Source organism: Actinacidiphila sp. DG2A-62 (genome assembly GCF_035825295.1).
Taxonomy (GTDB): Bacteria; Actinomycetota; Actinomycetes; order Streptomycetales; family Streptomycetaceae; genus Actinacidiphila.
The window spans coordinates 6916407-6935558 of the sequence record NZ_JAYMGI010000002.1; the positions used below are offsets into that span (position 1 = coordinate 6916407).

At 75.2% G+C, this 19152-nt stretch carries 12 protein-coding genes and 1 pseudogene; 2 read left to right on the top strand and 11 right to left on the bottom strand.

Annotation, left to right across the window (positions count from 1 at the left end; translation table 11 throughout):
- Nucleotides 1–75: 75 nt before the first annotated feature.
- Nucleotides 76–1209, bottom strand: a complete 1134-nt coding sequence (locus tag VSR01_RS30890; RefSeq protein WP_326452310.1) for a LuxR C-terminal-related transcriptional regulator — start codon at nucleotides 1207–1209, stop codon at nucleotides 76–78.
- Between the two features lie 839 nt (nucleotides 1210–2048).
- On the opposite strand from VSR01_RS30890, the gene VSR01_RS30895 reads away from it, so the two are divergent.
- A complete protein-coding gene (locus VSR01_RS30895; RefSeq protein WP_326452311.1) occupies nucleotides 2049–2654 on the top strand; it encodes a response regulator transcription factor in 606 nt (201 codons plus the stop codon).
- Nucleotides 2655–2733: 79 nt separating this feature from the next.
- Here the strand turns inward: VSR01_RS30895 and VSR01_RS30900 are convergent, their stop codons facing one another.
- From VSR01_RS30900 to VSR01_RS30945, 10 genes and pseudogenes are all read right to left on the bottom strand, one after another.
- A complete protein-coding gene (locus tag VSR01_RS30900; RefSeq protein WP_326452312.1) occupies nucleotides 2734–4263 on the bottom strand; it encodes a SagB family peptide dehydrogenase in 1530 nt (509 codons plus the stop codon).
- Nucleotides 4264–4435: 172 nt separating this feature from the next.
- Nucleotides 4436–6208 (bottom strand): TOMM precursor leader peptide-binding protein, encoded by a 1773-nt coding sequence (locus tag VSR01_RS30905; RefSeq protein WP_326452313.1) that lies wholly within the window; start codon nucleotides 6206–6208, stop codon nucleotides 4436–4438.
- Between the two features lie 368 nt (nucleotides 6209–6576).
- A pseudogene (locus VSR01_RS30910) lies at nucleotides 6577–6768 on the bottom strand (hypothetical protein); the annotation flags it as partial.
- Nucleotides 6769–6963: 195 nt separating this feature from the next.
- Nucleotides 6964–7506, bottom strand: coding sequence for a hypothetical protein (locus VSR01_RS30915; protein ID WP_326452314.1), 543 nt, complete (start codon nucleotides 7504–7506; stop codon nucleotides 6964–6966).
- A 146-nt stretch (nucleotides 7507–7652) separates the two neighbouring features.
- Nucleotides 7653–10328 (bottom strand): DUF4135 domain-containing protein, encoded by a 2676-nt coding sequence (locus VSR01_RS30920; protein ID WP_326452315.1) that lies wholly within the window; start codon nucleotides 10326–10328, stop codon nucleotides 7653–7655.
- 1 nt (nucleotide 10329) lies between these two features.
- Nucleotides 10330–12615 carry an ATP-binding cassette domain-containing protein gene (locus VSR01_RS30925; RefSeq protein ID WP_326452316.1) on the bottom strand — a complete coding sequence of 762 codons (2286 nt, stop codon included), beginning with the start codon at nucleotides 12613–12615 and terminating at the stop codon, nucleotides 10330–10332.
- Nucleotides 12612–14909 (bottom strand): ATP-binding cassette domain-containing protein, encoded by a 2298-nt coding sequence (locus VSR01_RS30930; RefSeq protein ID WP_326452317.1) that lies wholly within the window; start codon nucleotides 14907–14909, stop codon nucleotides 12612–12614. The genes VSR01_RS30925 and VSR01_RS30930 overlap by 4 nt, the downstream gene beginning before the upstream one ends.
- Nucleotides 14906–15928 (bottom strand): hypothetical protein, encoded by a 1023-nt coding sequence (locus VSR01_RS30935; protein WP_326452318.1) that lies wholly within the window; start codon nucleotides 15926–15928, stop codon nucleotides 14906–14908. Before VSR01_RS30935 ends, VSR01_RS30930 begins: the two co-directional genes overlap by 4 nt.
- On the bottom strand, nucleotides 15925–17181 hold the full coding sequence (locus VSR01_RS30940; protein WP_326452319.1) for a cytochrome P450: 1257 nt from the start codon (nucleotides 17179–17181) through the stop codon (nucleotides 15925–15927). The genes VSR01_RS30935 and VSR01_RS30940 overlap by 4 nt, the downstream gene beginning before the upstream one ends.
- Nucleotides 17182–17454: 273 nt before the next feature.
- The gene (locus VSR01_RS30945; protein WP_326452320.1) at nucleotides 17455–17616 is read right to left on the bottom strand and encodes a hypothetical protein; all 162 of its coding nucleotides are present in this window, start codon (nucleotides 17614–17616) and stop codon (nucleotides 17455–17457) included.
- A 235-nt stretch (nucleotides 17617–17851) separates the two neighbouring features.
- On the opposite strand from VSR01_RS30945, the gene VSR01_RS30950 reads away from it, so the two are divergent.
- Complete coding sequence (locus VSR01_RS30950; protein WP_326452321.1) at nucleotides 17852–18961, top strand: ABC transporter ATP-binding protein; 1110 nt, start codon at nucleotides 17852–17854, stop codon at nucleotides 18959–18961.
- Nucleotides 18962–19152: the final 191 nt, after the last annotated feature.

The following is a 19152-nucleotide window of genomic DNA, read 5'->3' on the forward strand; positions in this document are numbered from 1 at the left end:
GCCGGACCGCGTCCGGGGGCGGGTCCGCCCCGGGGCCCGGCCCGCGCCCGCCCGTTCGTCCGCAGGCCGGCATGGTCAACGACTCTGCCCGGACCCTGGCTCCACGACGGCTTCGGAAGCCGTCAGAACGGCGGTGGAGGCGGCGGCCGGGGGGTCTGCGGGGCGAGCGAGGGGATCGTCGGTCAGCCATCCGGAAGCCGCCACCTTGATGCCCGCCTGAAAGCGGCTGCGGGAGTCCAGACGGGTCATCAGGGCCGCCATCATGCGGCGTATGGTCCGTAACGAGACGCCCAGCCGCTGGGCGGCCCGTTCGTCGGTGAGGCCCTCCGACAGCAGGCGCAGCAGCTGGCGCTCCTGCCCGGTCAGGCCGTAGCCGTCGCGCTGGACCTCCTCCCCCAGGGGCTTGGCGTGCTCCCACACCTGCTCGAACAAGGCGCGCAGGGCGGCGATGACGCCGGGACTGCGCAGCAGGACGGCGCCCTGGTCGGAGTCGCCGGGATCCAGCGGGACCACCGCCGTGGTGCCGTCAGCGATGATCATGCGCAGCGGCAGGGCGGGCACCGTACGGACCGTGCCGCCGAGTTCGTTCAGCCACTGGGCGTACTGCACGGTGGCCTGGTCATTGCGGACGCTGTCGAGGAAGACGGTACGCATGCGCACGCCGCGTTCGAGGCTCTGCCGGTCGAGTGCGCGGCTGGCCTCCATCACGGCGGCGGGCTGCGGCCCGCCGGGGGCGAAGGACAGCACCTCCGCTACGGCCTCTGAGGCCAGTTGTTCCAGCCGCTCGCGTACGTCCTGAAGGCTGGAGATGATCTCCACCCCGGACGGGGGTGACGACTGCCGGGTCCTGCTGAACTCGGCGATCAGGCTCGCCATGGCACCGCGGCTGTGGTCCAGCTCCGCCTGCCGACGCGCGGCTTCGGCCTCCTGCCGTGCCAGCAGCACGGCCATGCCCGCCTCGGGGCTGAGGGCGCGCCAGCGCCCGGTGGCGCCGGGCGGCCGCACCAGAGCCAGGTCGGCGAGCCGTTCCAGGGAACCCAGGATCTCCGTCTCGGAGCGGGCCAGACGTCCGGCGATCTGCGGGGGGCCGTCCTCGGGATGGAGCAGCAGCAGTCGGTACACGGACTCCGACAGCGCGTCGAGTCCGAACGGAGGTGTTTCGCCGGCCGGAGACTCCCCGTCCCCGCCCCTGAGTCCATTTGTGGTCATCAAACGCACTCCCCATGCGGTCGCACAACACCGGTCGCAGCCGTCTATAAGCAGAGACGGAGATGGCATGCGGAGGCACAGCCTAACGGGCGAAGCGGATGACTCGAAAAGGGTTCACCGATTGTTTGTGTGCCATGTGCACATCCAAACGCTCGGGGCTTTTCCCGGCTCCTGCGCCCGTCCTTTCCTTTTCCTGCGCAGAACGTCACCCGTGTATCTGGGGCCACAGCGGCACCGGTGCGAGCGCCCCGGCGCCCGGCCCTGGCATCACAGTGCCAGGGCATCGTGGTGCCAGCTCCGGCTGCTGACACCCGTGATCCGTCCCCGCCATCCTGAATGCGTCGGCAGGCGACACCGGGCAATCGCCCCGGGGTCGCTCGGGCAGGACACGGGACGTACGTGCCGACGCCCGCCGTCCACTCCCCTTTCCCAGGCGTTCCAGAAAGGAATGGGCACCGTCATGCAGAAGGTCGCTGGATTTGCCGCTGTTGCCGTGTTTTCCATTGCCGTCCTCGGTGGTGTGACCGTCGCCGTCCCGGGCGCGCACCCCGGCGCCACCGTCGTGCAGGCCGACGGCGCGGACGACGACCCCGGCACCCCTGGTCAGCCGACCCCGCCGCCCACCCCCTCGTACCGCCCCGACACCTGGGGCTGGGGGGATGAGCGGTATCCGTCTCGCCGGCCGCCCACGGTCACGAGTTGGAGAGGACACGATGACCACTGCCACTGCCACTGCCACTGCCACTGCCACTGCCACCGCCCCTTCTCGCTCCTCAGCCTCCGCCTCCGGCACGGCTTCCGCCTCCGGCGCCACGGCGACCCGGACGACCGGCGTCTCCGTGATCAGCGTCCTGCTCGCCGACGGTCACCGGCTCTTCCGCTCGGCCCTGACCGCCCTGCTGGACCGCGAGGCCGATCTCAGCGTGGTCGCCGAGGCGGCCGAGGGGGACGACGCGCTGACCGGCGCCCTGCTGCTGCGGCCCGCCGTCGCCGTGCTCGACCTGGACCTGCCGGGCAGGCCCGCGCTGGACGTCGCAGCCGCGGTCGGGGCGCAGGTCCCGGAGACCCGGGTGTTGCTGCTCACCGCCTTCGCCCGGCCCGCCGACGTCAAACGCGCGCTCGCCGACGGCGTGGACGGCGTGCTGCTGAAGGATCTGCCGCCGGAGCGCCTGCTCGGCGCGGTGCGCACGCTGGCCGCCGGCGGCCAGGTCTACGAGTCGTCGCTGCTGGTGGACGCGGTACGCGCCCGGCCCGGCGGCCCGACCCCGCGGGAACTGGTCGTGCTGCGCCTGGTCGCCGACGGATGCAGCGTCGCCGAGGTGGCCCGGTCCCTGTCGCTCACCCAGGGGACGGTACGCAACCACGTGTCGTCGGTGATCGCACGCACCGGGGCACGCAACCGCGTCGACGCCATCCGGATCGCTCGGGAGAGCGGCTGGCTGTGACCAGGCTCCGCCCGCCGGCGCCCGCTGTCACCTGTGGTGTCCCCTGCTCCTGTCGTGACGGCGTGACGGCGTGACGGGTTCAGTCCAGGCTCCCCCTCGACCTCGCCACCACGTCCCGGAAACTTTTCGCGGCCGGCGCCGGGCCCTCCGGAAGACTTCCGATCAGGAACTCGCCGACCGAGGTCTCCTCCGTCCAGTCCAGCCCGAGCGCCCGCGCCGCCGCGTCGGTGTCACCCGAACCCAGCCCGCACGGGCCGAGCCCCATCGCCGTCGCCACCAGGTACAGCGTCTGGTAGAGCACGCCCACGTGCTTCAGCGTGAGGGCGTAGGCGATCTGGCTGTACTTCCACGACAGCCTCCCGAACCGGGAGGTCACCGTGAGCAGCACCTGCGGCTCCACCGTGCGGTTGGTGGCCCGCCAGGCCGCGGTCAGCAGCTCACGGAAGGCAGCCTCGTCAGCCGTGCCGCTCCAGCGGCGCGGCTTGAGGCGGTGTGCCGCCGCGTCGTAGCGGTACACCCCGGGCTCCAGGCCGTCGCAGTTCGCGACGGACAGGTACAGCTCCAGCTCGCCGGTGGAACCGCCGGCCGGATAGGGCCGGTCCACGATGTCGTACGCCGTGGGCGACTGCGGGTCGCCAGGGATCACCTGGCGCACCCGGGCCGCGCGGTAGAGCAGCTCACCGAGCTGGGCGACGGTGACCGGCCGGTCCCCGTAACCGCGCACCGAGCGGCGGCCCTCCAGCACTTCGGTGAACCCCGGCTCCCCGGCCACCACCCGCGACCAGTCCGGCACCGGCAGGTCGATGCCCGGACCCTCCTCGCGCGGGCCCGCCCCGGGCACGGCCGGCAACTGCGGGTGGTCCTGGTGGGCGAAGACGCCTCCGCTGGGGTAGTCGTGCCGCCCGGCACGGCTGCGGGAGTGGAACAGCAGGTCGTGGAAGTCCCACAGTTCGGGTTCCGCGCCGTCCTCCCCGGCGGCCGGCTCCAGGAAACCGGTGGCGGACAGCAACCCGGCCAGCGCCTCGCCCACCGGAGTCGACAGGCCCGCCACGGCCGCCGCCTCCGCCGGTACCCGCGGCGAGGTGAGCGCCGCGACGAAGGCGCTGACCGCCGGCTGACGCAAGGCCACCCGGTACGACGCCAGCGGCGATTCCACCACGCAGGCGTCGGCCCCGGGGTCGGGCAGCCGGCGCAGGTACGCAAAGCGGGACAGCACCACGGGGCGGTGCGCCGACGCACCGTCCGGGGCGCCCGCGGGCAGGGTCGCCGAGCGCGCGATGGGGACGGCGGTGGCCAGGGGAGCACCGTCTCCGGCGGCCAGGATCGACGTCACCAGGTAGGGGAACCGCTCCAGTAGCCGCAGCAGCCGAACCCCGTCCGGGTCCGCGGCGAGCGTCCCGGCAGCGGTGTCCTCCTCGGCCAGCCGTGCGAGCCGGGCCACCGTGGCCGAACCGAGGCTGTGCACCCGCTGACGTCCCCAGGGATGGGTCAGTTCGACGTCGTCGCCGTCCGGACCGACCAGGACGTCGCGGCGCAGCCGCAGCAGGTGGCGCGGCGGGTCCGCCGAGCCGGTCGGCGCAGGGGCGGGACGGTCGTAAATCACGGTCATGGAGCACCTCCGGTGGGTGGCGTGGTACGGCAGCGGTGAAGGGCGGCAGCGGACGGTGGCGGTGAAGGGCGGCAGCGGACGGTGGCGGTGAAGGGCGGCAATGGACGGCGGCGGCGCGGGTTTTCCCGGCCGGCGGGCCCGGGCCCCGGGTGTCCGCCACCGCGGCCGGGTCTCAGATGAAGACCGGGATCGGGTTGAGGTCGGCCTCGGCGGTGGGCTCCGGCAGCCAGCCCAGCCGCACCGGCACGTCGTAGAGGCGGCCGGGGGCGAACCGGGCCCAGAAGTGGCGCATGCCCGGCACGACGACCTTGGCGACCGGCAGGCCCACATCGGGCCGGGTCTGGTCGAGCACCAGCATCTCCATGCCCCGCTCCGCCACCAGCCGCTCGGCCAGCGCCAGGTCGTCGGCCAGGTCGTCGCCGGCCGGCGCGGGCCAGCGGCCCGGGCCCGAGGCGGGGACGGTGCGGTCCGGCAGCAGGTAGGGCTGGTTCGCCGTGGTGGCCGTCGTCCACCACGCCTTCTGCTCGGGGTCGGCTCCCGCGTAGGTGACGGCGCCGTCGGGACCGTTTCCGGCGACGGGGGCCAGGAACTGGTTCATCTCGGTCAGCGCCCGGGTCAGGGCGATGTGCGGGTCGAGGTGCGCGCCGAAGGCGATCAGGATGTCCTCGGCGGGCTTGTCCACGCGCCGGGAGAAGGCCCCCACGACCGGGATGCCGAAGTCGGAGGTGAGATCCAGCGCCCAGATCTCGCGGCGCAGGCCGGCGTAGACCTCCCGCATGCGCGGGATGTACGGGTCGCCGAACGCGTCCAGGTCCACGGCCGGACGGTTGACGCGGTTGTACCACCACAGGGCGACGGCGTCGCGTTCCACCAGCTCCAGGAAGCCCTGGAGCGCGGCGTCCTCGAAGGAGGTGCCCGCCGCCGAGCCGTTGGAGTCGCCGAGCGCGAAGAACGGCGAACGGTGCCGGTAGCCGTAGTAGAGGTTCATCGTGGGCAGCCAACGGGTGCGCTGACCGGTGACGGACCACGCCGGGGACCACTCGATCGGCACGTCCTCGCGGAATCGCTCGGGCACGGTGTTGAACATCGACCGGCGGGCGTTCCAGCGGTCCCGCTCGGCGTACTGGCGCTCGCTGAACAACAGGCCGGCCGCCGGGTGCACGGCGGCGTCGCCCAGTTCCCGGTAGGTGGCGGTGCGCCGGGCCTCGTCGCCCTGGAAGACACCCGAGTAGCGCTCCATGGCCTCGCCCATGGCGCTGGCCCGGGCCTGGATGTCGGTACGGCCCTTGCCGCAGCTGACCGAGCGCAGTCCGGTGCGCAGCTGGCGCAGGTCGCCGACCTGGCGGGCGAGGTTCTGTCCCGCGATGTAGACCCGCAGCCCGTCCGGAGTGTGCTGGGCCGGGACCAGCGAGGTGACGACGCCGGTGATCGGGCTGAGCTGCGGTCGGTAGGTCTCCAGCATCTCCTCGGGCGAGGTGGAGCGGTGGCCGCCGTCGTCGGTGAAGACCTTCAGGCGGCTCTCGAAGCGGACCGGCCGGGACTGCCGTTCGGCCATCAGCGTGTCGTCGCCGCAGGCCGGGCACTGCGGACGGCGGACCAGCTGGTGCCGTTCGGCTTCCAGGGTCACCGTGTCGAGGGTGAAAACGGCGGCCGGGCCGGAGGGACGCGCGCCGGCCAGCCACTTGGCCGCCTCGACGGCCGCGAGCTGGGTGCCGGCGGCGACGGTCGGGGCGATGCCCGCGATGGCCGTGGACAGCGGCGCGTCCTGGCCGAGCCGGTGCTGGAGGTAGCTGAGCGACTGCCGGTTCGCCGACAGCCGGTGGGCCAGGCACGCCCAGCAGCCGGTGGCGGCCGCGGGGCCGGCCCGGAATCCGCCGCGGCGCGGTCGGGGACGAAGACCGGCCCGATCCACACCAGCGAACCGACCGGGCGGGCGATCAGCCACGGCACGCCGGCGTCGAGCGCGGCCCGGTTGCGGGCGGCCAGGCCCGGGTGCAGATAGTCGTCCACCAGGGCGACCACCAGGTCGGGGGCGGCTCCGGCCGCGGTCGCCGGGTCGTACGGCCCGGCCACCGTCACCGTGCCCGCCCCCGCGGCGCGCAGGGCGGCGGCGAAGGCGGCGGCGTCCACCTCGCCGTAGCCCTCCACCCTGACCGTCGCACCGGCCAACGCGGCGACCCCGGCGGCCCCCTCCACCCCCGCCATCTCCAAGAACGCGGTCGCCGCCCGGTCCGCCGCGGGATCGGTCGGAGCGATCCAGCCGCCCTCCGCCAGCCGGTCCAGCGCCTGCCCGACCCGCTCGGCGGACACCGTCCCGGCGAGCTCCGCACCGATCTCCGCCGCGGTCCGGGTGCCGTCCAGCAACGGCGCGAGGACCTGCGCCAAGCGGCCGGACACCGTGCTGACACCGCGTTCGGAGACCAGGTAGACGGCCTCTCCCTCGACGACGAAGGACGTGAAGTGACGTTTGAAACCGACAGTGGGAGTGCGCGGGTGCTGCGTCATGGCGGTTCCTCCTCCCGGGATACGGGGCTGGGGGCGGGCGGTTGCTGAGTTCGTACGGGGCGGAGCCGGTGGTCGTGGCCGGTGGTCGTGGCCGGTGGTCAGGACCGCGGGTCGGGCGGTTGCGGAGTCGGTGGGCGGGCGGCGGGCGGCGGGCGGCGGGCGGCGGGCGGCGGGCCGGGTACGGGCCGGCCGGCGTCAGCGGAGGGTGGCGATGGGGGCGGTGGCCGGGTCGAGCAACCGCAGCAGCAGCAGGCCGACGGCGGGGGTGCCGTCCAGGACGCCGAGGGCGACCCGGTCGTCGGCCACGCGGTCGCCGTACCAGGAGCCGGTCGCGCGCCGCCGCCGGATCAGCTCGCCGACCAGCGCGGTCGCCGCCTCCCGGCCGTCGTAGAACGGCCCGGGCACCAGTCCGCGGACACCGTCCGGCAGCGAGTGCACCAGCCCCAGCTCGGCGGCGGTCAGCGCCTCCCCGGCGGTGGCGACCAGGGCGCGGGCGCCCAACCGGGCGACCTGTGCCTCGCCGACCGGCGCGGCCAGCAGGCCCATCTGCCGGGAGTCCAGGGCGTCGGCGCCCAGGCAGACGGCGGTCTCCAGGCAGGCCAGCCGCCCGCTGCGGGTGATGTCGAAGCGGTGGGCGCGTACCCGGCCGCGGACGGCGTCCGGGTCGTCCAGCAGGTGGGGAGCCTCTCCCAGGGTGCGGGCCAGGGCGGCGGCCACGCTGTCGGGACCGCCGGGCACCAGGTCCAGGAAGCGGGCGGCGCCGGCCCACCGCCGGCCGGACGCGTCCCCGGCGCCGCCCGTCAGCGACTCGTACGCCGCCGCGGCCAGCTCGCGGATGCCGCGGTCGGTCGCCGGGTCGGGCGCGGGCAGCGCCTGACGCAGCGTCAGCAGGTTGAGCAGCAGTCCCGCCGTGCCCAGCGGTACGTCCTGGTACGGGGTCGGTCCGGGCCGGCCGGCTGGCCTGCCGCCGGTTCGCGGGCCAGCGCCAGCGCACCGGGGACCAGAGCGCGGGCCGCGGCCAGGAACCGGGGTTCGTCCAGCAGCCGCGCGCCGCGGGCCAGCGCGTGGACGAGTGCGCCGGGGCCGGCGAAACCGCCGGGGACCGGCGCCCCGAGCGCGAGCCGGCTGTCGGTGGCGAACGCGAAGGCGTGCGGGGCGGCGGGGTCCACCAGCGCCGCGGCGGAGGCCAGGGTCTCGTGGGCGGCCTGCCGGAACCGCGGCTCGCCGGTGGCGGTCCACAGCTCGGCGAGGAAGAGGGCGACGCCGACGCCGCTGGTGAGCAGGTCCACGCCGCTGAGCGCCTCGACCTGGCGCAGTCCGGCCAGCGGATACCAGCTCTGCCCGATCCAGCCGCGTCCCTCGTCCGTGACGTGCCGTCCGGCCAGCAGCCGGTCGCCGATGCGCACCGCCTGCTCCAGCAGTTCGCCGCGGCCCGGCAGGGCGAAGGCCGGGGCGGTCCGCGGCGGGACCTCCCGCGCCGCGGCCGTCTCCTTCCCGCCCACGGCCGCGTCGAGGCAGCCGGTCAGCACGGCCGTGTGCGCGTCCAGGTCGAAGTCCGCGAGTTCGGCCACCCGGCCCATCAGCCGCTGCCAGCCGGTGCCCTGGAAGTGGCCCGGGATCTCCCGGCCGTCAGCGGTGAACACCGAGGAGGAGGTGGTCAGGGAGCGGAAGAACGGGATGTCCAGGTCGCGGAAGGAGTCCAGCTCGGACAGCACCACGTCCAGCAGGTCGTCGCGCTCGCGGTCGCCGGCCCGGGCGGCGACCGCGCCGCGCAGCGCCCCGGCGATCACCGTCTCCCGGGTGGCTCCGTCGGTGAGCGCCAGCGGGCTGCTGGAGGCGTTGAGGATCTTGTAGCCGTCCCAGGTGTGCCGCCAGATGTAGCGCACCCACACCCCGCGGAAACCCGCCAGCGGACCGTCGGCGTCCGCGAGCCGGTCGCGCATTGCGTACAGCGCCCGGTGCATCGCGCGGTAGCCGTCCACCACCTCGTCGGTGTACTGCCAGGGGTCGGCGGTCTGCCCGGCGTGCACCGGCCGGTAGGGCGGCAGCGGCAGAGTCAGCCCGTCCGGGGCGTCCTGCGTACCACCGCCGGCCCTGGTGAGGCAGCCGATGTCCAGCACCGGCTGGTCCTTGGCGATCACCCACGGCTGGGCGGCCATCGCGGTGCGCACCACGGTGGACTCCAGCCGGTCCAGCAGGCCGCGCTGCCCGGCCGGGAGCGCGGGAGGCGTCCGCACCCGCGGGTACAGCAGGCACTCCAGGTCGATGAAGACCGGGTGCTCGCCGTCGGCCAGCAGGTTGTCGGCCCACAGATCGCGGCCCTCCAGCAGCTGCATGAGACGGATCGTCATGCCCAGGCGGCGGTAGTAGCGGGCGAAGCCGGCCCGCTCCGTGCACGGGGTGGCCGGCACGAGCTGCTCCCAGCCGTACTCGCCGGCCCCGTCGCGGGACAGCGCGCTGCCCAGGCCGCCGGCGCCGTGGTCGCTGCAGGTGATCACGGTACGGGTGGGCAGGTCCAGCAGCCCGGACTCGGGGTGCGCGGCGGCGTACTCGTTGAGCCGGCCGACGAGTTCCATGTACGCGGTGGCGTGCCGCAGATCCTTGGGCTTGTAGACCACGGCCGCGCCGTGCTCGAAGTGCAGCAGTGCCACCGACCGGCCGCCGGCGTGGCGGTCCCCGGCGTCGGCGCGTACCGAGGCGAGCGCGCCGGGGTCGGCGCCGTCCCACAGCCGGGTGCGCAGCGTCTCGCGGTCGGCGGCGAGCCTGGCGAACATCTCCCAGGTGACCCGCTGCCAGTTCCGGCAGACCACACCGATCAGGTAGGCGAGCGCGGGCAGCCGCTCCAGCCGGGCCAGCCAGCCCTGCCGGGAGGCGTCCAGGCCCGGGTGGTGGTCCCAGTCGTCGGCGCCGGGACGGCCGGTGGCGGCCTGGAGTTCGTGGCAGAAGGAGAGCCGGCATGCCTCGGAGAGCCGGGCGGCCAGGCTCGCGGCGAGGTCCTCCAGCGCCGACGGGGTGACCGGCACGCCGAGCACGTTGCCGGACCGGACGGGCAGCAGCACCCCGGCGGCCCGGCGGAAGGAGGCGGTGAGCGACCCGGCGGCCGCGGTGGTGGCGTCGGGACGCACCGGCTGGGCGCGGAGGAAGACGGCGAGCGCCTCGCCCCAGTCGGGCAGCCGGGCGGCGTCGCGCAGCCGGACCCGGCGCAGGCCGGCGCCCAGCGGTCGCCCGGTGGCGGCCAGGTGGTCCAGCAGCACGGCCGCACCGGCCGGGTCGCCGACCGCACGGTCCAGCCAGCGGCCCAGCACGGCCCGGTCGGCGGCCCGGTCCCCGGGCGGCTCGGGGACGAAGACGGAAGTGTCCGCGTCGGGTCCGGCCGCCGCGGCGGCCCGGTCGGGGAACGCGGCGGCTGCGGCGATGACCGAACGCAGCCGTTCGTCGCCTCGGTAGGGGGGCGTCGCGAGACCTCCGGGCCGGTCGGACGGGTGAGAAGGGGCCGGCGCGCGGTCGGCGGCGGAGGCGGCACCCACGCTGGGCGCCGCGGCCTCGCTGTCGAGTGTCATCTCACAGCTCCTGGGGTCGGACGAGACGGGTGAACAACGGGTCGGAATCGAGCAGTTCGTCGTAGCCGCCCGCGGCCGTCACCCGGCCGCGGTCCAGGACGTAGATCCGGTCGGCACGGCGGATCGTGCTCAGCCGGTGGGCGATGACGAAGCGGGTGCGGTCCAGTGCCGCGATGCCCTCGGCCACATGGCGCTGGGTGGCGTTGTCCAGAGCGGAGGTGGCCTCGTCGAGCAGGAGGACGGCGGGGCGGCGGACCAGGGCGCGGGCCAGCAGCAGCCGCTGGACCTGTCCGCCGGAGAATCCCTGGGCGTCCTCGCCGACGCGGGTGCCCAGCCCCAGCGGCAGCCGGCGCAGGTCGGCTGCGATACCGGCGAGTTCGGCCGCCTGCCAGACGTCGTCCTCGGTGACGTCCGGGTCGGTGCCGGCCAGATTCTCCAGCAGACTGCCGCGCAGCAGCCGCCCGTTCTGCAGGACGGTGCCCAACTGGCGGCGCACCGTGCGGAGATCGAGGTCCGCCAGGTCCCGGCCGTCGTACCGTACCCGGCCGGCGGTCGGCTGTTCGAAGCCCAGCAGCAGCCGGATCAGGGTGGACTTGCCCGCGCCGGAGGGGCCGACCACGGCGATCATCTCCCCGGGCTCCGCGTGCAGCGACACCCCGTCCAGGGCGGGGACGGCGGCGTCCGGGTAGCGGAACGACACCTCGTCCAGGCGGACCGCGCCGCGCAGCCGTCCCGGGTCGCCCTGGCCGCGGGCCCGGCCGGACGTCCCGGCCGGCTGGGCGAGGACCGGCCGCAGCCGGTCCAGGACGGGCGCGATGCCGTAGGCGGTGGCGGCGGCGTGGGTGACCTGCCCCAGCGCGAGGGCGACCTGCCCCGCGGCGATGCCCGCGGCCATCAGGTGGCCGGCGCTGATCCCGCCCGCCCCGGCGCCCCTGGCCGCCACCCCGGCCAGCAGCAGCGCCAGGAGCAGGGGCTGCAGGGCGGCGGTGAGCGCGGTGGCCGCGGCGTCGGCGCGCATGGCGGCGGCGTCGGCGCGCTTCTGCTCGGCGAACGGCACGGCCCAGCGGGCGAACGCCTGGATCTCCCGGCCCGCGGTCTGCAGCTTGTCGATGCCCAGCATCAGCCCGTACAGGGTGCCGTGCAGCCGGCCGTGCAGGGCGTAAACCCGGGACTCGTACCGCTGCCGGCGGCGGCCCAGGGCGGCCAGCGCGGCGACGGCGGCCAGCGCGGCGGCCAGCAGCAGCCCGCCGAGGACCGGGTCGACGACGAGCAGCACCAGCAGTCCCGACAGTGAGAAGAACGCGCCGAGCACCGCGCCGACCAGCACTTCCGACAGCGCCTGCCGGGCCTCGGCGATGGCGTTGGCCCGGTGCACCAGGTCGCCGGTGCTGAAGTCGCGGAAGAAGCGGGCGTCGTGGTCGAGCAGCCGGTCCCAGACGGCCGGTTCCAGCGCGGCCTGGATGCGGCCGGTCAGCCGTACGGCGGTGACGTTGCGGACCACCAGCAGCAGACCGGCGGCGACCGTTCCCGCGGCGAGCAGCACCGCCAGCCAGCGCAGCGGGTGGTGGCCGGCGGCGACCAGGCGGGGCATCAGCAGGCCCGTGCTCAGCGGCACGGCCAGGGCGAGCACCGCGGCGGCGAGTCCGGCGGCGGCGAGCACCATCAGGTCCCGGCGGGCGCCGGGGGACGCCAGGGCGAACCGCAGCAGCGTGCCGGCGGTCGGGGTCCCGGCGGGCAGCGGGCGGTAGAGCAGGTACGCGCGCCGGTCCACGGCCCGGCCGTTGCCCGCGCTGCCCGCCCTCCTTGCGCCGCTTCGGTGCGCCTTCCTGGCGTACGGCAGCGCCACCGGCCGGCCCTCGCCGGCCGTGAAGCCGATCACGGGACCGGTCAGGCCGGCGGTGTCGCCGTGCCCGGACCCGTCGTCGGGCAGCGTGATCTGCCGCCAGCGGATGCCCTGGTGCCGCAGCAGCGCGATGAGCGGGTCCCTCGCCTCGCGTACCGCCGGCGGCACCTCGGCCGGGGCGGTACGGCCCAGTCGGGCGGCGAGGTCCCGGTAGGCGGCCAGCGCGTCGGCCGCCGTGGACGGGGTGGACGCTGCCGGGGCCGGGGCCGGGGCCGGGGCCGGGGCCGGGGCCGGGGCCGGTGCCGGTGCCGGTGCCGGGGCCGGGCGCGGCGGGCGGTCCGGCCCGAGACGCAACGCGCCGAGCGCCTCGGCGAGCGCGGCCCGGTTGGCGGTCGCGGTCTCCTCGAAGTACCGCGCGGTGTCTGACGACTGGGTGGGGGTCATGACGGATCTCCCGTGTCCTGCGCCGCGGCGTCCTCGTCGAGCAGGTCGCGATAGGGCCCGGCGACGCGGGCCAGCTCACTGGGCGGGCCTTCCTGCACGATCCGGCCGTCACGCAGGACCACGACGCGGTCGGCGGCCCGGACCGTACTGAGGCGATGGGCCAGTACCAGGCAGCTGCACCCGCGGGCGCGCAGGTGGCGACCGACCAGTTCCTCGGTGCGGGTGTCCAGGGCGGAGGTGGCCTCGTCCAGCACCAGCACAGCCGGGTCGAGGGCGAGCGCGCGGGCCAGTTCGAGGCGCTGGCGCTCACCGCCCGACAGGTTGCGGGCGCCTTCGTCGACCTTCCCGGCGTCCAGCCCGCCACGCCCGCTCACCAGGTCCGCGGCCTCGGCGTCGGCGAGCGCGCGGTACAGCGCGTCCGCGTCCACCGCCGGGTTCCACAGCGTCAGGTTGTCGCGGAAGGTGCCCTCGAACAGCCGCAACTGCTGCTCCACATAGGCGACCTGGGCGGTCAGCACCGCGCGCGGCACCTGCTCGCGCCGGCGGCCGTCCAGCAGCACCTCCCCGGACCAGGGCCGCAGCACCCCCGCGGCCAGCCGGGCCAGCGTCGACTTGCCGCTGCCGCTGTCGCCGACCACGGCGACCCACTCGCCCGGCCGGACCGTCAGCGACACGCCGGCCAGTGTCGGCGGACGGTTGGGGTCGTATCCGAAGGTGACCTCGCGCAGCTCCAGACCGCCGCGCAGCCCGGTGCGGTCGGCCGGCGCGTCCAGCACCGGGGTGAGGTAGGGGTCGGGCTCGGAGTGCTCGACGTCCTCCAGCAGCGCGGTCTGCGCCCGCGCCACCGTCAGTTCCGAGCCGATACCGACCAACTGGGCCACGGGCAGCAGGAACCCGTTGAGCAGCAGCAGGTACGCCAGCAGCGTGCCGAAGGCCAGTGAGCCGCCGAGCAGCAGCGAGGTGCCCACGACGACCACGGCGGCGCCGGCGGCGGTGTTCAGCGCGGTGGGCACGGTGAGCGGGGTGACCACGGCGGCGGCCATCGTCTGCGCGGTGTCCATGGCTCGCGCCTGCCAGCCCGACCAGGAACGGAAGAAGGACTCCTCGGCGCCCTCGGCCTTGATGGTCTCCATCGCCGAGACGCCGGCGAAGGCGACGCCGTCCCGCTTGTACTGCTCCGAGTGCAGTCGGTGCAGCATGCCGCCGCGCCGCTTGGTGGCCAGCCGCAGGGCCAGCACATCGAGCACGGCGACCACACCGGGGATGACCGACAGGCGCGGGGACAGCCAGATCAGCGCGGCCAGGTGCGCCGCCGCACCGGCCGCCGCAGCGGCGGCCCCGGCCGCGCGGTAGGACAGCAGCGCGGCCAGACCGTCGTTCATCTGCACCCGGGTGACCAGGCCGCCCAGCTGGCGGCGGTGGAAGAACGAACCGGGCAGTCGCAGCATCCGGGACAGGAACGCCGCCGAGGAACGGGCCGACATCGCCTCCAGCACCCGGCCCACCAGCGACTGCTGGAGCCACGTGCCGAGCAGGACGACGCCGCCCGCGCCCGCCGTGGCCAGCACCAGCGGCAGCCGCCAGGCGCTCTCGCCGCCCTCGGTGACGCTGCTGAGGTAGGCGCGCAGCAGGAACGAGGCCGTCACCGACGGCACGGTCAGGACCACGGCGGTGAACACCGCGAGCAGCAGGCCCGGCAGGTACCCGCGCACCCGGTCGGCCAGGCCGCGCAGGAACGGGAAGCGGGCACCGCCGGGCGTGAAGCCGGGCCCGGGCGCGAAGCCGACCGCTATGCCCGCGAAGGACTCCCAGAACGCCTCCGGGGTGGTCCTGTAGGAGCCCAGCGACGGGTCGTTGACATGGATTCGGCCATGCCGGACGCCTTCGTAGACCGCGAAGTGCGGGCCGGTCAGGAGCACCATGGACGGGACGGGCACCGCTTCGAGGCCGAGCAGCGGGCCGTCGCCTCGGGTCACGCGCCTGCCCCGGGCGGTCAGCCCGTACCGTGCGGCGGCTCTGGCCACCGCGGCGGCGCTGACGCCGTCCCGGGAGACGCCGCAGGCCCGCGACGCCTCGTGCAGGGTGGTCCGCCGGCCGAACGCGCCGAGGACGACGGCGAGACAGGCGGCCCCGCAGTCCTGCTCCTCCATCTGCGGGACGATCGGCGTGCGCAGGTAGCGGCGCGGCCGGCGCGCGGACGGAGCGGGCGGCCCGGACTCCGACACCGGCGGTGCCGCGGACGCGGACGCCGGGCCGGCCCCGGGGCGGGTACGGGCGCGGGTGTCCAAACTCATGACGCGCCTCCGGTGGAGCCGAAGAGCACCTGGTAGGGGTGGCGCGCGCCCAGGTCGACCGAGGCGTCGACGGCCGTCGGCAGGACGCCCGACAAAGCGGCGGCGTCCTGCGGGCGGTCGGGCGCGGTGCGCACCGTCCACACCGGCGCGGTGCCCGCGGGCACCCCGGGGACGGGTACGGGCAGGGAGCCGCGCAGGCTGTCCGCCGTCGCGGGGTACGGGTCCGAGCCGGTGATCCGCAGCCGGACCGTGCGCCCGTCCGGGAGCCCGACGAGGACCCGCTGGTCCGTCCGGAGGCGTCGCAGACTGCCGGCGTCGCCGGTGAACAGCCGGACGGTGGCGGGGGCGGCGCTCGGGTCCAGCGCGATCACCGCGGAGCCGGGGACGACCGTGCCGCCGGGGGCGGTGAGCACGGCGGTGACGATGCCGGCCTCCGGCGCGGTGAGTTCGGTGCCGCCGGCCGAGGTGTCCGGGGTGGCTGAGGTGCCCGGGGTGTCTGAGGTGGCTGAGGTGCCAAGGGTGGCCGGGCGGTGTGCGTCGGCCTCGGTACCGAGGCCGTTCCTGGCGGTCCTGGCGCTCCTGGCGGTCGTGTCGCCGGGTGACGTGGGGTCAGGGGGGTCGTCCTGGCCGCTTCGGCTGTCCGCCAGGACGGCCACCGGTTGCCCCGCCGCCACTCGCGCGCCCGGCGCGACCAGCACCCGCAGCACCGAGCCCGGCGCCGCGGCCCTGACCGTCACCGGTGCGGGGCCGTGGGCCAGCACGCCGTGCAGCACGAGCGTGTGCGGCAGCGAGCCCGCGACCCCCCAGGCGGTCCCCGCGCCGACCGTCAGCACCAGCGCGAGCGCGGCGAGCGAGAGCCGCCCGCCGATCAGCCGCACCGGCCGGTCGAGGCCGGGTTCCACGGCGGCCGTGGGCAGCCCGGCGGGGGTACGGGCCGGGGTGTCGCCGTGCGGTCCGGCGCCGGAAGCGGCGCCGTCCGGGACGGCCGGTTCGGCCGTGGTGCGCGCGGACGCCGTCATCGTCGGGTCACCCCCGCCGCGACCGGGGCCGCCTGGGAGACGGCCGGCGGACTGAGGAGCGGCAGGGAACGCAGGCCGCCGAACACGAACTGCTCGCTCCAAGGAGCGGTCTCCTCGGTGAGCGGGGTGCTGATCCGGCGGTGGGCGCCGGCCTCGGCCAGGGTGCGCAGTACGCCGGTGCCGACCATGAGCGAGAGTGGGGCGCCGAGGCAGTGGTGCGGCCCGTGGCCGAAGGCCAGGTGGCGGCGTTCGGCCCGGGCCGGGTCGAAGCGGTCCGGGTCCGGGAAACGGCGCGGATCGCGGTTGGCGGCGGCGTAGAGCAGCAAGGTCACGGTGCCCGCGGGCAGGACCGTGCCGCCCACCGGGACGTCGGCGGTCAGCGCGCGGGCGCTGGCCCGTACCGGGCTGCCCAGCCGCTGGCACTCGTCGAAGACGTCCTGGGCCAGCTCCGGACGGGCCCGCAGCAGCTCCATCAGGCCCGGGGTGCGCAGCAGCTGCCAGACCGCGACGGCGAGCCCGGAGGTGAGGGTCTCCAGCCCGTTGGCGAACAGCATCACCACGAAGGCCAGCAGATCCTCGTCGTCGAGCTGCCCGGCGGCGCGCGCCGCGGTCAGGCGGCTGATCAGATCGTCACCGGGATGTGCCGCGCGGCGGGCGCACAGTTCCTCGACGTAGTCCCGGAACTCCTCGAACTCGGCGTCCAGCGCGGCGGCTTCGGATGCCGCCGGGTCCGGGTCGAGCAGCGAACGGGCGACCAGGCCGGCCCACCCGGTGACGCGGTGCCGGTCCTGTTCGGGGATGTCGAGGATGCTGCAGGAGACGGCGACCGGCAGCGGCACGGCGAAGTCCGCGACAAGGTCGAAGGAGCCGGACTCCAGCAGCGGGGTGAGCAGGCGCTCGGTGGCGCCGGAGATCTGCCGGCCGATCACGGCGAGCCGGCGGGCACTGAAGGCGGCGGTGGCCAGCCGCTTCAGGCGCGTGTGGTCGCGGCCGTCGCGCAGCGGGAGCATCCGCGCCACCACCTCGGCCAGCGCGGAGGAGCCGGAGCGGGCCAGCCCGACCGCGGAGGGGTCCACGACCGTGCCGGGGTGCATGAGCACCGTGACGATCTCCTCGTATCCGGAGACGACGTGGACCCGCCCCAGGTCGAGCACTGGGGCGGTGGCCAGCAGCCGCCGGTAGAGCCCAGGGGGATCATGGCGCGCGGACGGACTCTGGATGAACCGCGCGAGTTCGTGCCGGAGGCTGTCCATGCCCGGCTCCTTGTCGTGAAGTGCTGTGGACGGTTCTGTCCTGTGGGTCGGCACCGCGTTCCGGAACCGGACCGGAGACGCGGGCCCGGGGCCGGCCGGTGCCGGTGACGGTGCCCGGGTGCCGCGGCGGAGGGCGGTGATGCGCCCCCGCCGCGGCACTGGTCCCTCACATCACGCCGGGGCGCCGGCGTGCGGTCGTGCACCAACGCCGCGCCCTGGTCCGTCGAGCCGGCGAGCCGGCGATGCGACGGGGCAGTGCGCCGTCTTGTCGCGTCAGTTGGAGAGCGAGCTGAAGGACGAGACGGGGCACGCCGCGCTGGCCAGCGAGCTGACGCTCAGACCGCCGGAGACCGAGTCCAGCTCCTCGACCTCGATGTCGAACTGCTCCTCGCCCTCGACCGCGGGGGTTTCGGTGATCTTCTCGTTGTCGGCCATGACCGCATCCCTTCGGAAATCCGTCACGATTTTTCCGGGGCCTTTCCCCGGTCGTTCCGGCGATGAGAAGAATGTGCCGCAAGAACGCTGCCGAATATAAGTGCGAGATATCACGAGGAAGCGATGGAAAATGTCAGCGCGGTGACCCATGACATGTGTCACCCCTTGCTCCATGGCATTCTGCACGCTGCCGCGGTCCTTGTTGTTCACCGCGGTAATGCTGCACCCTGTTCCCATGGGAAACGTTCTTTTCTCCGAACCGACCCGCGACGACTCCGTGCCCGCGGTGGACGTGCGGGAACTCCACCGGTCTTATGGCGGCTATCGGGCCGTGCGCGGTGTTTCCTTCACCGTCGCGCGCGGTGAGCTGTTCGCGCTGCTCGGCACCAACGGCGCGGGCAAGACGACCACCCTGGAGGTCCTGGAGGGATTCCACGCCCCCACCGCCGGCACCGTGCGGGTGTTCGGCCTCGACCCGTACCGCGACGGGGCCTCGGTACGCCGCCGGATGGGCGTGATGCTGCAGGAAGGCGGGTTCTTCAACGAATTGACGGTCCGTGAGACGGTCGATTCCTGGCGCGGTTTCATCGCCGGCGCCCGCCGTACCGCGCAGGTGCTGGAGCAGGTGGGCCTGGCCGGCCGCGGCACAGTCCGGGTCGGCCAGCTCTCCGGCGGGGAACGCCGCCGGCTCGACCTGGCGCTGGCGCTGCTCGGCGGCCCCGAGCTGCTCTTCCTCGACGAACCCACCACCGGCATGGATCCCGAGGCCCGTCGCGCCACCTGGCAGCTGGTCGGAGAACTGCTGGCCGGCGGCACCACCATCGTGCTCACCACCCACTACCTGGAGGAGGCGCAGCGGCTCGCCGACCGGGTGGCCGTCATGGCGGACGGCCGGATCGCCGCCATGGGCACGGTGGACGAGGTGCTCTCCGGACACGGCGGCCGGATCGCCTTCCGGCTCCCGGACGGCGTGCGGGCCGGGGACCTGCCCGTGCTCCCACAGGCTTCCGGTGGCGGCGCACCCGTCCTGGAGCACGCGGCCGGCCGGTACCGCGCCGCGTACACGGTGGACCGCACCGGACCGGCACTGGCCGAGCTGCACCGATGGGCCGCACGGCACGCCGTCGAGCTGGACGACATCGAGGTCCGCACCGTCTCCCTGGAGGACGTCTTCCTGGAGCTGGCGCGGCAGACGCACGGCAGCCCGGACGACCCGGACCGGGAGAGCCCGGGTGGTCCGCGGAGGACGGCGCGGCGGGAGAAACCGAGGGCGTCGGACAGTCCGCAGCGCACCGCCGGCACGCCGGGTGTCCGGCAGACCACGGACAGGGCGGGCACGCGATGAACGGGGACGCGATGAACGGGCACGCGGTGAACGGGCACGCGATGAATCGGATTCCGGCCCCCGCGCCGGCCCCGCGCCGGCCCCGCGCCGGCTCCCGAACCGGTTCCTGGAGCGGCCCCCGCGCCGGCTCCCGCCGCGGACCGGCTCGGCGCTCCGCGGGCCGTTGCCGCTGCCGCCGCCCCCGACCGGCG

Excerpts from the sequence above, each read along its gene's own strand:
- VSR01_RS30920 (WP_326452315.1), bottom strand. The coding sequence starts at position 10,328 with ATGACACTCGACAGCGAGGCCGCGGCGCCCAGCGTGGGTGCCGCCTCC.
- VSR01_RS30945 (WP_326452320.1), bottom strand. The coding sequence starts at position 17,616 with ATGGCCGACAACGAGAAGATCACCGAAACCCCCGCGGTCGAGGGCGAG.
- VSR01_RS30940 (WP_326452319.1), bottom strand. The coding sequence starts at position 17,181 with ATGGACAGCCTCCGGCACGAACTCGCGCGGTTCATCCAGAGTCCGTCC.
- VSR01_RS30900 (WP_326452312.1), bottom strand. The coding sequence starts at position 4,263 with ATGACCGTGATTTACGACCGTCCCGCCCCTGCGCCGACCGGCTCGGCG.
- VSR01_RS30925 (WP_326452316.1), bottom strand. The coding sequence starts at position 12,615 with ATGACCCCCACCCAGTCGTCAGACACCGCGCGGTACTTCGAGGAGACC.
- VSR01_RS30935 (WP_326452318.1), bottom strand. The coding sequence starts at position 15,928 with ATGACGGCGTCCGCGCGCACCACGGCCGAACCGGCCGTCCCGGACGGC.
- VSR01_RS30930 (WP_326452317.1), bottom strand. The coding sequence starts at position 14,909 with ATGAGTTTGGACACCCGCGCCCGTACCCGCCCCGGGGCCGGCCCGGCG.
- VSR01_RS30890 (WP_326452310.1), bottom strand. The coding sequence starts at position 1,209 with ATGACCACAAATGGACTCAGGGGCGGGGACGGGGAGTCTCCGGCCGGC.
- VSR01_RS30950 (WP_326452321.1), top strand. The coding sequence starts at position 17,852 with ATGGGAAACGTTCTTTTCTCCGAACCGACCCGCGACGACTCCGTGCCC.